This is a genomic window from Paenibacillus sp. RS8, assembly GCF_041956825.1.
Classification (GTDB): domain Bacteria; phylum Bacillota; class Bacilli; order Paenibacillales; family Paenibacillaceae; genus Paenibacillus_AQ.
This window is the reverse complement of record NZ_CP168131.1, coordinates 1,182,650-1,196,706: the sequence shown is the minus strand read 5'-3', so window position 1 is coordinate 1,196,706 and position 14,057 is coordinate 1,182,650. Positions and strand designations below refer to the sequence as shown.

General features: G+C 48.1%; 12 protein-coding genes. 10 read left to right on the top strand and 2 right to left on the bottom strand.

Annotated features, from left to right (window positions below):
* Positions 1–2 precede the first annotated feature (2 nt).
* From ACDZ28_RS06620 to ACDZ28_RS06600, 5 genes are all read left to right on the top strand, one after another.
* Positions 3–815: an ABC transporter permease gene (locus ACDZ28_RS06620; RefSeq protein ID WP_375104270.1), complete on the top strand. Its 813-nt coding sequence runs from the start codon at positions 3–5 to the stop codon at positions 813–815.
* Entirely contained in the window at positions 815–1,732 is a 918-nt protein-coding gene (locus ACDZ28_RS06615; RefSeq protein WP_339288471.1) for an ABC transporter permease, read from the top strand. Before ACDZ28_RS06620 ends, ACDZ28_RS06615 begins: the two co-directional genes overlap by 1 nt.
* A 242-nt stretch (positions 1,733–1,974) precedes the next feature.
* A complete protein-coding gene (locus tag ACDZ28_RS06610) occupies positions 1,975–3,075 on the top strand; it encodes an ABC transporter substrate-binding protein (RefSeq protein ID WP_375104269.1) in 1,101 nt (366 codons plus the stop codon).
* 105 nt (positions 3,076–3,180) lie between these two features.
* Positions 3,181–4,644 carry a CoA-acylating methylmalonate-semialdehyde dehydrogenase gene (locus ACDZ28_RS06605; RefSeq protein ID WP_375104268.1) on the top strand — a complete coding sequence of 488 codons (1,464 nt, stop codon included), beginning with the start codon at positions 3,181–3,183 and terminating at the stop codon, positions 4,642–4,644.
* A gap of 30 nt (positions 4,645–4,674) precedes the next feature.
* A complete protein-coding gene (locus ACDZ28_RS06600) occupies positions 4,675–6,042 on the top strand; it encodes an aspartate aminotransferase family protein (RefSeq protein ID WP_375104267.1) in 1,368 nt (455 codons plus the stop codon).
* On the opposite strand, the gene ACDZ28_RS06595 is transcribed toward ACDZ28_RS06600, so the two are convergent.
* A complete protein-coding gene (locus tag ACDZ28_RS06595; RefSeq protein WP_375104266.1) occupies positions 6,008–7,696 on the bottom strand; it encodes a PucR family transcriptional regulator in 1,689 nt (562 codons plus the stop codon). The two genes, ACDZ28_RS06600 and ACDZ28_RS06595, sit on opposite strands and share 35 nt — an antisense overlap.
* A 317-nt stretch (positions 7,697–8,013) precedes the next feature.
* On the opposite strand from ACDZ28_RS06595, the gene ACDZ28_RS06590 reads away from it, so the two are divergent.
* From ACDZ28_RS06590 to ACDZ28_RS06575, 4 genes are read left to right on the top strand one after another with little or no spacing between them, the layout of a single operon-like run.
* Entirely contained in the window at positions 8,014–9,405 is a 1,392-nt protein-coding gene (locus tag ACDZ28_RS06590; protein ID WP_375104265.1) for an NAD(P)-dependent oxidoreductase, read from the top strand.
* A 46-nt stretch (positions 9,406–9,451) separates the two neighbouring features.
* A complete protein-coding gene (gene preA, locus ACDZ28_RS06585) occupies positions 9,452–10,741 on the top strand; it encodes an NAD-dependent dihydropyrimidine dehydrogenase subunit PreA (RefSeq protein ID WP_375104264.1) in 1,290 nt (429 codons plus the stop codon).
* A 2-nt stretch (positions 10,742–10,743) separates the two neighbouring features.
* A complete protein-coding gene (gene hydA, locus ACDZ28_RS06580) occupies positions 10,744–12,171 on the top strand; it encodes a dihydropyrimidinase (RefSeq protein WP_375104263.1) in 1,428 nt (475 codons plus the stop codon).
* Positions 12,171–12,422: a hypothetical protein gene (locus ACDZ28_RS06575; protein ID WP_076120218.1), complete on the top strand. Its 252-nt coding sequence runs from the start codon at positions 12,171–12,173 to the stop codon at positions 12,420–12,422. Before hydA ends, ACDZ28_RS06575 begins: the two co-directional genes overlap by 1 nt.
* A gap of 285 nt (positions 12,423–12,707) precedes the next feature.
* On the opposite strand, the gene ACDZ28_RS06570 is transcribed toward ACDZ28_RS06575, so the two are convergent.
* Positions 12,708–13,232, bottom strand: coding sequence for a GNAT family N-acetyltransferase (locus ACDZ28_RS06570; protein WP_042131462.1), 525 nt, complete (start codon positions 13,230–13,232; stop codon positions 12,708–12,710).
* A 182-nt stretch (positions 13,233–13,414) separates the two neighbouring features.
* Between ACDZ28_RS06570 and ACDZ28_RS06565 the strand changes: the two genes are divergently transcribed.
* Positions 13,415–14,032, top strand: coding sequence for a TVP38/TMEM64 family protein (locus ACDZ28_RS06565; protein WP_042131461.1), 618 nt, complete (start codon positions 13,415–13,417; stop codon positions 14,030–14,032).
* The last annotated feature ends 25 nt before the right edge of the window (positions 14,033–14,057 follow it).

Here is a 14,057-nt window from a genome sequence, read left to right as displayed (position 1 = left end):
GGATGAAAGGGGGCAGTATCTTTGTACGAGGTCGCCTGCTGCCGTTGTTTGTCTGGATATTTGGTTTGCTGCTGGTCTGGGAAGGAACTTCATGGATGTTGCTCCATGTGGTGGAGACGCCGCTAGCTCAGTCCAAGTTGCCTTACGTTCATGAGGTGCTGTCCACGCTGTGGAAGTATAGTGGCACACTTCTGAAGGAGGGGGCTGCCACCTTTGGAAATGCGGGTGTTGGCTTCCTGATAGGTGCGGTGGCTGGTGCCTCGCTGGCAGTTCTGATGAGCTTATCGAAGACGATAGAGCAGTTAACATTTCCTTACGCTATCGCCTCGCAGATGATTCCGATCCTGGGGTTGGCACCGATCATCTATGGGATTGTGAGAGATGAGCAGACTTCGCGGATTATTATCTCGGGTTATATTACATTCTTTCCGGTGGCTCTCAATATGCTGCGTGGCTTGCGAAGTGTAGACCCTTCCGCGCTGGAATTAATGCATTCTTATGCTGCGAAGCCTTGGGCTGTGTACTGGAAGCTAAAATTTCCGGCAGCTTTGCCTGGGTTGTTCGGAGGACTCAAGATTGCTGCTCCACTTGCTGTTACGGGTGCGATTCTTGTGGAGCTTATGGGTGCTCAGCATGGCATTGGCGTGATTATGCTACGTAATCTCTATTATGGAAGCTCTCATACCTACATGTTCTGGTCTACGGTGATTGTAGGCGCCTTGCTTGGAATCGTGAGCTACTGGTTGATCAATCTGATCGAGCGTTTGGTGGCGCCGTGGCAACCTGAATTTCGACCGAAAGGGGGGGACCGCTAATGGAAACGGGCTCCGTTCGGGAGGCTTCATTTATTGGCTCTACTAGTACAGAGATAACCCAACCGGCATTAACGGCTACACAGAAAAATGCTGCGACAAGCTCGCACCCTATGGTGGTTGCGAAACATAAAGGTGGCTCGCGTGGGCTAAAGAAGGCGTTTAGTGCAGGGGTGTTACTGCCTGTATTGGCGGGTGTGTTGTTTCTTGGGCTATGGGAGTTTGAATTTTTTCATAAGATCTTTGATTTGAAAAAATATCAGCTGCCGCTACCCACAGCAATTGCCGAGACGATGAAGGATAATTTCAGCTTGTTGTTGTCCTATACCGGATACACCCTTGCTGAGGCGGTGCTGGGAATGTTGGTTGGTTCAGCTATCGGTTTCTTGATTGCTTTAGCAGCTACAGCTTGGCCGCGTTGGGGTAGTGGAAGCTTAACGCTAGTTGCTGCACTGAACGCTGTGCCTATCGTCGCCCTCGCGCCCATTATGAATCTTTGGTTCGGAGATGGGATTGGTTCAAGAATTGCCATTGTTACGGCAACGACGATGGCTGCGATGGCAATTAACGCCTATAAGGGCATGGCTGCGATTGATCCGCTGGCGCTGGATCTGATGCATTCCTATGCGGCTGGTAAACCTGCAGTGTTCCGTTATCTGCGGATTCAGAACAGTCTACCTTATGTGTTTACGGCGCTGAAGATCAACGCAACGGCTAGTATGATTGGGGCGATTGTTGGAGAATTCTTTTTCTCCTCCAAAGGGCTTGGGTATTTGCTCTCCAATTCCATTAAAGTCGCCAAAATGCCGCTGGGCTGGTCGTGTATCGTTCTGGCCGCAATTGCCGGCGTGCTTTTCTATTTAGTGGTTGAGCGGCTTGAGAAAGTGTTCATTAAGTGGCATCCTTCGCAACGTAAATGAGCTCTATAACATCATTACATCCGGTCCTAGTGGGAAGGGAAAAGAGAAACCGCCCACGGCTGTATGCATAAAACGCACCACGATGATTGTCCATACTGTGCCGTCTTGAGATATAAGGAGCTATAAGTTTCACACTATACATCTTCCTTATATTTCTCGCTTAAACGCTCATCGTCCTTGTAAGGACGCCGAAGGTGTTTATGCTTGTTACAAACAAAATTACGGTAGGGGGAGTTCGATTGATGAACGGGAAAAAACGCAAATTTCGTGGTGGATTGTTGGCGGTAGTGATGATGTTGGTAGTTTCTTTAATGGCAGGGTGTGGGGGCAACAATAATAATTCGGCCACTGAGGCAACTACTGCACCTGAGGCTTCAACAGCTCCTGAGGCAAGTGCAACTACCGAACCGGCGGCTGATCCGGTTACAGTGAAATTGCAGTTGAAATGGGTGCCGCAGGCACAGTTTGCAGGGTATTTTGTGGCGCAGGATAAAGGATATTACAAGGAGGAAGGACTGGATGTAGAGATCATGCCTGGTGGCCCGGATATTGTTCCGGAGCAGCAAGTGGCAGGCGGCTCTGCGGATATCGGTGTTGGCTGGGTAGCCAGCTTGCTTCCGAGTCTTGAACAGGGGATGCCACTCGTGCAAATCGCCCAGATCTACCAAAAGAGTGGACTTGTCCTAGTCTCCAAGAAATCTGCAGGCATCAACTCCCCGGCTGATCTTAAGGGTAAAAAGGTCGGCAACTGGATGGGGGGGAACGAATTTGAATTATTGGCCCTATTTGATAAATACAAGTTTGATCCGAACAAAGATCTAAGCTTTACGAAGCAAGGGTTCACAATGGATCAGTTCTTAGGTGACCAAATCGATGCAGCCTCGGCAATGACTTACAACGAGTATCAAGTTGTGCTGGAGTCGGGCATAAAAGCGGAAGATCTGAATGTCATCGATATGAACACGGAAGGTGTTGCGATGCTTGAGGATAACTTGTTCGCCAATAAAGAATGGCTTGCGGAGAACAAAGAGACTGCGGCGAAGTTTGTTCGTGCCTCATTGAAAGGCTGGAAGGATGCCATTGCCGATCCTGCGGCGGCAGTAGACAGTGTAATGAAGCAAGCGGAAGACGGCAGTACAACGAAGGAGCATCAGTTGACGATGATGACTGAGGTTGCCAAACTGATTCTCCCTGAGGGCTTCGATAGCTCCAAGATGGGGTATACCGATGCGGTTGCATTCCAGCAAACGGCTGATATTTCGCAGAAGTTCGGTGTCATTAAAGAGCCTGCTAAAGTGGATGAAGCTTACACGAACGAAATCGTAGAAATGGCAGCAAAATAACCAGTTGAGCTCAAGTGTTATAGTAGATGACCGCCTGATTTGGCGGTCATCTATTGTAATCAGCAGTCCATCAGTGCATCTGAAGCAGAGAAAGAGGTGCGAGCTATGTCTCTCCTAGTAACGCAGGTTGAAAGAGTTAAGAATTATGTGAATGGAGCTTGGGTAGAATCTTTATCCGGACTGGAAGAAGAGGTATACAATCCCGCGACTGGTGAAGTGATTGCCTATGTGCCTATATCAAGCAAAGAAGAGCTTAGTATGGCGGTCGAGGCTGCGGCTACGGCATTTCAAACGTGGAAAAGAGTCGCTGTGCCGCGTCGTGCACGTTACTTTTTTCAATATCAACAGCTATTGGTAGAACATTGGAATGAGCTGGCGGAGCTGATTACGCTGGAGAACGGCAAGAGTCTGGAAGAGGCGCAAGGCGAGGTGCAGCGCGGCATTGAATGTGTGGAATTTGCCGCAGGCATCCCCACGTTGATGATGGGCAGCCAGCTTCCGGATATCGCTACGGGAATTGAATCCGGGATGTACCGCTATCCGCTAGGCGTTATCGGTGGGATTGCTCCTTTCAATTTTCCGATGATGGTCCCTTGCTGGATGTTTCCGCTCGCCATTGCTTGCGGCAATACCTTTGTGTTGAAGCCTTCTGAGCGTACGCCGCTGCTGGTTAATCGGTTAGCTGAACTGTTTGCTGAAGCGGGCTTTCCGCCAGGCGTGCTGAATGTCGTTCATGGGGCGCATGAGGTTGTGAACGGGCTGCTGGCGCATGAAGAAGTGAAGGGGATTTCGTTCGTGGGTTCCCAGCCGGTAGCGGAATATGTGTACAAAACTGGGACGGCGCAGGGAAAGCGGGTGCAGGCACTGGCTGGAGCCAAGAATCATTCGATTGTGCTACCTGATGCGGAGCTGGATAATGCGGTGAAGAATATTATCGCGGCAGCCTTTGGTTCTGCAGGTGAGCGGTGTATGGCTTGCTCGGTTGTGGTAGTTCATGAGGATATCGCTGAAGAACTGGTTAGTCGTCTAGTGGCAGCTTCGGATGAATTAAAGATCGGCAATGGCGCCGAGGCTGGAGTGTTTCTAGGTCCTGTGATCCGTCAATCCAATAAGGATCGAACGCTACATTATATTGAGACTGGCGAGGCTGAACAAGCTGAGCTTGTGCGGGATGGGCGGAAAGATGCTGCGACCGGCGATGCTGGTTATTTTATCGGACCCACAATATTTGATCATGTGCAGCCGGGAATGACCATCTGGAAGGATGAAATTTTTGCGCCGGTATTGTCAGTGATCCGTGTAAAGAGTCTAAGTGAGGCTATTTCAGTAACGAATCTATCTCCGTTTGCGAACGGGGCATGTATTTACACAGATAGTGCAAAAGCGATCCGCGAGTTCCGGGAAGAAATTGATGCAGGGATGCTAGGCGTCAATCTGGGTGTGCCTGCGCCGATGGCCTTTTTCCCCTTCTCGGGTTATAAGAAATCGTTCTATGGAGACCTGCATGCCAATGGGCGTGATGGGGTGGAATTCTATACGCGCAAAAAGATGATTACTGCCCGTTATTAATGAGAATGGAATGTTGAGAGGAGAAGAGTTATGCAGAGTCTGGGGAATGATAGCGAGCTTGCGGTGAACAAGGATCAGAAATATTTGTGGCACAATATTACACCTTATAGTGAGAAGAACCCGCCTATGATAGCCGCTTCGGCGAGTGGGTCATGGATTACGGATATTCAGGGCAATCGATTTTTGGATGGAATGTCTGGTCTGTGGTGCGTAAATGTTGGGTATGGCCGCAAGGAATTGGCAGAAGCTGCATACAACCAATTGCTGACCCTGCCCTATTTTCCTCTGACACAAAGTCATCTCCCGGCGATTGCGCTGGCGGAGAAGCTAAATGAGTGGCTTGGAGACGAGTACGTGATCTTCTTTTCCAATAGTGGGTCAGAGGCCAACGAGGCTGCTTTCAAAATGGCCCGCCAATATCAGCAGCAAATCGGCCAGCATTATCGCCATAAATTCATTGCGCGTTATCGTGGATATCATGGCAGTTCGCTTGGCGCGTTGTCCGCAACAGGTCAGGCGCAGCGCAAATATAAATATGAACCGCTGACGGGTGGGTTCTTACATGTAGCTCCCCCGGACAGCTACCGCCGCCCGGCAGGGAGGTCTGTAGAAGAATTTAACCTCCAGTGTGCACAGTCCATTGAGGACATGATTATTTGGGAAGGTGTGGAGACAGTAGCGGCGGTAATCATGGAGCCAGTGATTACTGGTGGCGGTGTAATTGTGCCGCATCAGGTCTATCTGGATCGAGTGCAGGAAATTTGTCGTGAGCATGGAGTGCTGCTCATTATCGATGAGGTCATATGCGGATTTGGCCGTTCCGGACAGAAATTCGGACACCACAATTACAACGTGAAGCCGGACATTGTTACGATGGCTAAGGGGCTGACTAGTGCTTACCTTCCCTTATCTGCCACTGCTGTGCGTAAAGAGATCTACGAGGCGTTCAAAGATAATAGTGATGATTACGGTCATTTTCGTCATGTGAATACCTTTGGTGGTAATCCTGCCTCTTGTGCACTGGCGCTTCGTAATCTAGAGATTATTGAGCAGGAGATGCTGGTGGAGCGTGCAGAGCTTTTGGGCAAAAGACTTAACGCTGCATTCAGCGATTTGCTGGATCACAAGCTTGTGGGTGATGTCCGCAGTTTTGGTTTGGTGACAGGGATTGAACTGGTTGAAGACAAAATTAGCAAGAAGCCGGTTGAGCTGAATATCGTTAAAGGCATCATTGCTGAATGCAAATCCAAGGGACTTATTATCGGTAAGAATGGCGATACAGTAGCCGGGTTCAATAATGTGCTTACCTTCGCTCCTCCGTTATCCTCGACGGATGAAGATGTAGCGTTCATTATCGATACGTTTAAATCTGTACTGAACGGGGGCTGGGCAAAGTAATTTTGTCCGGGTACAGGAATTGATAGGCGCGTAGAGCGACCTGAATGGAGATTCGGTTCTCTGGCTGCATGAAGTCCTCCCCTAACAACTCTGTTATTTTGTCGAGACGATAATACAGTGACTGCCTGACGATAAATAAATTTCGCGCGGCAATCTGTTTGGAACCATCATGATCCAGATAGACACGCAGAGTGAGGAGTAGTTCACTGCCCTTAGTTTGGTCGTGGTCAATCAGCGGACCCAGATAGCTGCGGATGAAATTTTGTAATGTCTTTCCGTCATTTAGGCTAAGCAGTAGCTGGAATACGCCAAGTTCTTCGTAGAAGAGCAGTGACTTTTGGTAACAAGAGTATAACGACAAAGCCTGCAGCGCTTCTTGATATCCGGTAAAGGCTTGTTTTAGGCGCTTATGCGATTTGCTGACTCCGATGACCAGCTGTAAATCCTTTAGCTTCTCGTCGGAGCGGATGTGTTGAAGGGATTCGAGTGCTTGTTGAAGTCGCATTTTTCCAGGCATTTTCGATTGAATGTCGAGTGCGATGACGGTGAGGCGATTGTTCTTGAGTGTGATCAGCGGACGTAGGGAATATTTTTCGAAAATGGAACGCAGGATGAGCGAAAGGTGGAAGGTGATGGATTCCCATTCGTTCTCTGAGCTGTTCCATTTTACGTCTCTGGGGTTCTTGATCTCGATAAGGCATACGCGGTAAGGGAGCTCATTGACTACGTTGAAGCTCGTTCCGATCAGTCCCTTTAGGCGGTTATCATCCTCTATACGTCCGTTGATCAGCTCGTCGACCCATAGATTTTCTGAAAAAAGCTTACGCTCCTCCATATACCGAGTACGCAGCAGCTCCTGGGCGATGGACAGAGAGGCGGAATCCAGCAGCAGGCAGTCAAATTCCTGTGGCTTGTGATTGCATACCATCAGGATGTAAGCCCAGGTCTGATCCAGCGCGCCCACAGGTTTAACGGCGATCGTCTTTTGCCCGTATTCTCGGGTGTAAGGAGCGGTGTCTGGTTGAATGCCTTCCATTTCGTCACTGAAGGCGGTGAAGAAATCCAGCAGAGGTGCTTGCTCTTCGGGAGAAAGCGCCGGGAAGAATAAGGGCTTGCCTTGCAGCTGCATATAGACGATTTGTGTGCGGGTGCTTTTACATAATAATTGCAGCACCTTCACTGTTCCTTGTGAGGTCAATGTCAGACGATGAAATTCACGAGAGATGCTTTCGAGTTCTTGCAGCATCCGGTGATGCCGATTGATGATGATGGAGTGGAGGTCCAGAGTGATATCTACGAAGCGGACCGTTCGGGTGAAAATGATCAGCGGGAAGTCATTTGTGTTGGCTAAGTCGATCATTTCTTGCGGGATGGTGCTGAAGTAAGTGCCTAGTTCAATACATAGGCAAGCTGCATTCTTATCAATTAAATTCTGCATAAATTCCAAGGAGGAGGACAGATCGACACTTGCACCAATCCCCGTAGTCAAAATCATTTCTTCTCCATGAATCAGGGTATCGAAATTGGCACTTTCCAGTACATGTACCCAACGAATCGCACGGCTTAAGCCGCTCTTACCGCCGATGACTTCGGCTTCTCCGAATAGTGGTCTTTTTAAAGCGTCACGAATGGTTAATACAAGCTCCCAATCCATAGTTATTCCCCCTCGCGGTTCTGTGCGCCACCCTCTGTTTAGGTCTTGCTATTCTCAGCCTATTCTCACACGTAAAAAATACGGTTTTGAAATTAGACAAAGTGTCTAATGCAACAAAAATTCGAAATGACTATAGTTTGATTAACAGATGTTAGTATATATAACTCGATCAGGGAGAAAGTGAAGGTTTTTTTTCTGTTAATGCTTATATTACTACATTAATTCTAGGATGTAAGTAAAATATTCAGACAAAAGTTGAATTAATGTTATATTATATAACACAAATAAGAAAAAATATCCATAAGGAGGGACTAGTGATGGAGCATTCTTCTCCGTTAACAGCATTTACACCTGATATGTTCATGCGCAATTTCGCCGAGGCTGAGCCGCCTCTGACCCATAAGGGTGCCATGGATGAGGCCAATCGCTGTCTATATTGCTACGATGCCCCTTGTATAAAAGCTTGTCCGACCAGTATTAATATTCCCTCTTTTATTAAACGGATCGCTACTGACAATTTGAAGGGCTCAGCACAGACGATTATGGATTCCAATCCTGTGGGTGCCAGCTGTGCTCGTGTTTGTCCTACGGATGAACTGTGCGAAGGAGCTTGTGTGTTAAATGATGCTTCGGCACCGATCCAAATTGGACTGTTGCAGCGTTATGCGACAGATTGGGCGATGAATAGCGGAGTTCAATTATTTAAAGCAGGTATTCCTAATGGGAAAAAAGTAGCTGTAATCGGCGGTGGTCCTGCCGGATTGTCAGCGGCTAGGGAGCTTGCTCGTGAAGGTTGTGCTGTAGTGATTTACGAGGCGAAAGAGCTGGCAGGTGGACTGGATACGCATGGGATTGTGTCGTTTCGGCTTCCGCAGGCTATATCGCTTTGGGAAGTGGAGCAGGTAGAGAAGCTGGGTGTGGAAATACGTACAGGTGTAAAAGTTGGAGTAGATGTCTCTGTAGAAGAGTTGAAGTCGAACTATGATGCCATCGTTTTGGCAGCGGGTATGGGTTATGTACCTCCGATAGGGATTGAAGGTGAAAAATTGGCTGGCGTATATGATGCCATTGCACTTGTAGAATCGACTAAGACCGGCATCCCTCTGCTAGAGCTGATGGGTCAGCGGGTTGCTGTCATTGGTGCAGGCAATACAGCTATTGATGCAGCTACATGCTCAGTACGACTTGGAGCCGCTAATGTAAAAATGGTCTACCGCCGGACTCGCGAAGAGATGACGGCTTATGACTTTGAATATGAATTTGCGAAGCAGGAAGGTGTAGAGTTTAGCTGGCTCACCTTACCGAAACGTATCGTGGGGGATGAGCTTGGGAATGTAACCGCACTGGAATGTGTGCAGATGAAGCTGACGGATGAGCTAGGCAAGGATGGACGTCCAGTGCCTATCCCTATAGCGGGTTCTGAATTCTTGATTCCTGTAGATGCGGTTGTAATTGCTATTGGTCAAAAGCGTCGCCTGGATCTAATAGATTCCTTAGGCCTTGTGCATGACCGCGGCGTTGTGAGGGTAGATGAGGCTACTTGCCAAACCTCCGATCCGCAAATTTATGCCGCTGGTGATATCATATTTGGCTCAGGTAAAGGTGAGGCGATGGTGGTATCTGCTGCGCAGCAGGGGAAGGACGCAGCCTATGCAATTGTGAAACAGTTCTCAGACCAGCAGGAGGTTGTCGTTAGATCTGCGGGTTGAGCTTAGAAATCAAATTGGATTTTTACAAGACAGGGAGGGAACATCAATGGCAGATTTAAGTATTAATCTCGCAGGAATCCAATCACCCAATCCGTTCTGGCTGGCCTCTGCGCCGCCTACGAATACAGGCTATCAAGTGCAAAGGGCCTTCGAAGCAGGTTGGGGCGGGGCAGTGTGGAAGACGCTCGGTGATCCGATTATTAATACCTCTTCGCGTTTTGCGGCAGTGAATTTCAACGGGCAACGTGTTGCGGGCTTTAATAATATCGAATTGATCACCGACCGTCCGCTTGAGGTCAATCTGAAGGAGATTTATGAAACGAAGAAGAGATTTCCGAATCACGCTATTATTGCCTCCCTGATGGTAGAACCTTCGCAGCATAAGTGGCATGAGATTGTTAAGCGGGTAGAAGATGTCGGCGTAGACGGTCTGGAGCTTAACTTTGGTTGTCCACACGGGATGGCTGAGCGTGGGATGGGCGCGGCTTCGGGGCAGCAGCCTGATCTGGTGCAGGCGCAGACCACTTGGGTAAAAGAGGTGGCGACCACTCCGGTGATTGTGAAGCTGACGCCCAACATTACGGATATCACTGTCGTTGCCCGTCATGCGGTTAAGGGTGGGGCGGATGCGATTAGTATGATCAACACCATCAACAGTCTTGCAGGGGTAGATATTCATAGCTGGAATACGATTCCGAACGTTGGGGGCCAGGGTGCGCATGGCGGCTATTGCGGTCCGGCTGTGAAGCCAATTGCGCTTAGTATGGTGGCTGAGTGCGCTCGTGACCGTGGGGTAGGTATTCCTATTTCAGGCATTGGGGGGATTTCAACCTGGCAGGATGTTGTTGAATTTATGCTAATGGGCGCTACGGGCATTCAAGTGTGTACAGCGGTCATGCATCATGGCTTCCGGATTGTGGAAGAAATGATCGATGGGCTGAACAACTATTTAGATGACAAAGGGTTGGCTTCCGTAACAGAGCTAATCGGAAAATCGGTATCCAGATACTCCAACTGGGGAGATCTGGATCTCAATTATAAGGTCGTTGCACGCATTAATGAAGAGAATTGTATTAACTGTAATAAATGCCATATTGCCTGCGAGGATGCTTCACATCAATGTATTGATATGTTAACGAATGCAGATGGGAAAGCTATTCTACAGGTGCGCGAGGAAGACTGTGTAGGCTGTAATCTTTGTTCTATTGTCTGTCCAGCAGACGGGGCGATTGATATGGTTCCAGTGGACACTGGGGCTGCGCCTTTAACCTGGAATCAACGCCAGAAAGTGATCAGTAGTTTGAACGGCTCCTATTCGGAAGCGGAGGTGGTGTAAGGATGAAGAAAATTATTAAGAATGGAATCATCGTTACCGCAGCGGATACTTATACAGGCGATGTGGCTATTGAAAATGGTGTTATTACAGCGATTGGTCTCCATTTGGAGTCTTCAGGTGCGGAGATTATAGATGCCTCTGGGTGTTATGTATTTCCTGGCGGTATTGATCCGCATACACATTTGGATATGCCTTTTGGCGGTACAGTTACAGCGGATGATTTCGAGACGGGAACCATTGCGGCTGCATATGGCGGAACGACTACAGTTATTGATTTTTGCTTAACGACCAAAGGACAACCGCTACAGCAAGCCGTAGATACATGGCATCATAAGTCGCAGGATAAAGCGGTTATTGATTATAGCTTCCACCTTATGGTTTCAGAATTAAACGATAAGGTGCTTGGTGAGCTTCCTGAAATTATTGAGAAAGAAGGCATTACCTCGCTCAAGGTATTTATGGCTTATAAGAATACTTTTCAGGCAGATGACGGCACACTTTTTAAGACGCTGCAAGCCGCGAAAAAAGAAGGTGCGCTTGTGATGGTGCATGCGGAGAATGGGGATGTCATTGAATACCTGGTGGAGCAGGCTTTAGCCGCTGGCAATACCGACCCGATCTTTCATGCGCTGACCCGCCCGCCGGAGCTGGAAGGTGAAGCCACAGGACGCGCGGCTTATTTAACCGAACTGACGGATTCACAGCTGTATGTTGTACATGTGACCTGTGCGGAAGCCGCTTGGAAGATTGCTGAAGCGCGTAAAAAGGGACTGCGTGTCTACGGCGAGACTTGTCCACAGTATTTAGTGCTGGATCAGACGGCGCTGGAAAAGCCTAATTTCGAAGGCGCTAAATACGTGTGGTCTCCGCCGCTGCGTGAGCAGTGGAATCAGGATGTGCTATGGGATGCGCTGTGGAGCGGCAGCTTGCAGACGATTGGCTCGGATCAATGCTCCTTTGATTTCAAAGGACAAAAGGATCTGGGACTTGGTGATTTCTCCAAAATCCCGAACGGTGGACCGACCATCGAGGACCGGTTTACGATTCTCTATTCGGAAGGGGTGCAGAAAGGCCGGATCTCGTTGAACAAATTCGTAGACATCATTTCGACCTCCAGTGCCAAGCTGTTTGGATTGTATCCGCAAAAAGGCACAGTAGCGGTAGGTAGCGACGCTGACTTAGTCATCTTTGATCCTTCTGTAGAAAGAATACTTTCTGCGGACACGCATCATATGAACGTCGATTATAATGCGTTTGAGGGGTTTGATGTAAAGGGAGAGCCTGTTTCCGTCCTCAGTCGAGGTGAGTTTGTAATTCGAGATAAGCAATTTGTCGGCAAGGCCGGTTCGGGAAAATATTTAAAACGCAAGCGTTTTGCAGCGGAGGCCGCTCTTCCGTCTAAGGCGGAAATTAGCGGAGGTGTAGTCTAATGTCTGCCTATGCGGAATATGCCAAAGAACAGCAAGAGATCGACGGGCTGCTCTTTAAAGGATATACAATTGCCAGTATCCAAGAGGACTTGGACGGCGCTCGAATAAAGTTTGTTAGAGGGGAACCGGCCAAGAGCTCGATAGAGCTATTGTTGCTGACGGCAGATGCCCGTAAGTATGTGACCACCGTTGTGGTTGCGGGTTTGATGGCGGCTGGTGAGCAGGCCAATTGTTACAGTGGAGAGGTTTGAGGTGGATGAATTGAAAGCCGAGTGGTAAGCTTCTAGATCGGGAGGCTTGGTGCTCGGCTTTTTATGTGTCCGTAGCTGCTTCGCGGCGCGTAATATACTTTTTAGGGAAATTCTCCCCAAAATTAGCCGATTACAGCCCCGAATTAGATGTTTTAGGGAAAATCTCCCTAAAAATCACTAAAATAAGGCCGATTTTGTTCCAAATCGCTAAAAATTAGGGGGATTTTCCCCAAAGTGCAATTTTTATCGTTTAAAAGACCAATAATTAGGGAGGGTTTCCCTAATCTATTTATCCTTCTGCTCACGCTCTGTACGCGCTATATACTCATGCCGTAAGATGGACATGATATGCAGAGATTCAAAGCGTTCACCTACTTTTATGCAATCACGTAGAGTGCCTTCCAGTGTAAAGCCGCAGCTTTCATAGACATGCCGTGCCCTGGTGTTGTGGTCTCTAACATCTAACCATAGACGATGCGTTTCAGTGCTGCGAAAGATCCAGTCGGTCACGAGACGAAGTGACAACTTGCCATACCCAAACCCCTTGGAATGGATGACTATTCTTTTAATGCAAACGGTAAGATGGGTGTCTTGAAGCCCTGTTACGATCATATAGCCGACTCTTTTCCCTGTGCTGTCCCAAATTGTAAGGTGTAGAATATCTGGATCTTGGAGAGCTGTAGTGTGCTCCTCCTTACTCCATTGACCGATGTAGACGCGGTTTAGTTCACTTTGTTCAATGGCTAGAACGAACGCTAAATCCTGCTTAGTGGTGCGTTGTAGATCCAAGGCTTCTGAATGGAGAATCATAACCATGCGCCCCTGTCTCATATGTATTTTCTATCTATGGTAACGGATGATTAGCTTGCTGTCATTCATGTAGTTCTAGCTTGTTTTCTTTATATTGGAAGGGCTGTAGGAATGATCGAAACTTCGTGTATAATTGAGACCAGGTGTTAAGAATTCCAATCGGATGAGGAGATCAGCTGGTTATGTACTATCTTGATATTATGTCTTGGCTGACAGAGGATAATCTGCGGCATCTGCTTGAACAATATCGTTCGTTTGGGCCCTTTCCGGGCATCGCATTAACGTTTATGAAATCATTTATACCACCACTACCAACTATTGCAATCGTAGGATTAAACGGGGCTGTATATGGTTTATGGTTAGGTTTTTTGTATTCTTGGCTCGGCTTGGTTGCGGGCTGTGTGACAACATTTTGGATTATTCGCAAAGTAGCTTCGCATCGGTATCTGCGAAAATGGGCAGAACGGCCAAAGGTAGCCAAAAGTATGACATGGGTGCGGCAAAGCGGATTCAGTTATGTGTTTCTGCTTAGTATATTCCCGGTAGGGCCCTTCGTTGTAATTAATATGGCTGCTGGTCTTGCTGGGATGAGATTTCGCTCATACCTCCTTGCACTGACTGTGGGAAAAGCAATCATGGTATTTGCGGTTTCATACATTGGCAATGACTTGGAACGCTTCATTCGCCAACCATGGGAGATCATCTATGTCTTAGTGTTTATTGGACTGTCGTTATGGGGAGTTAAAGCTATTGAGGCGCGATTCGCTAGAACGGTGCAAGATGGAAATAAGGTCGCTTAGTCCTGTGAATGAATTATTTTGATAG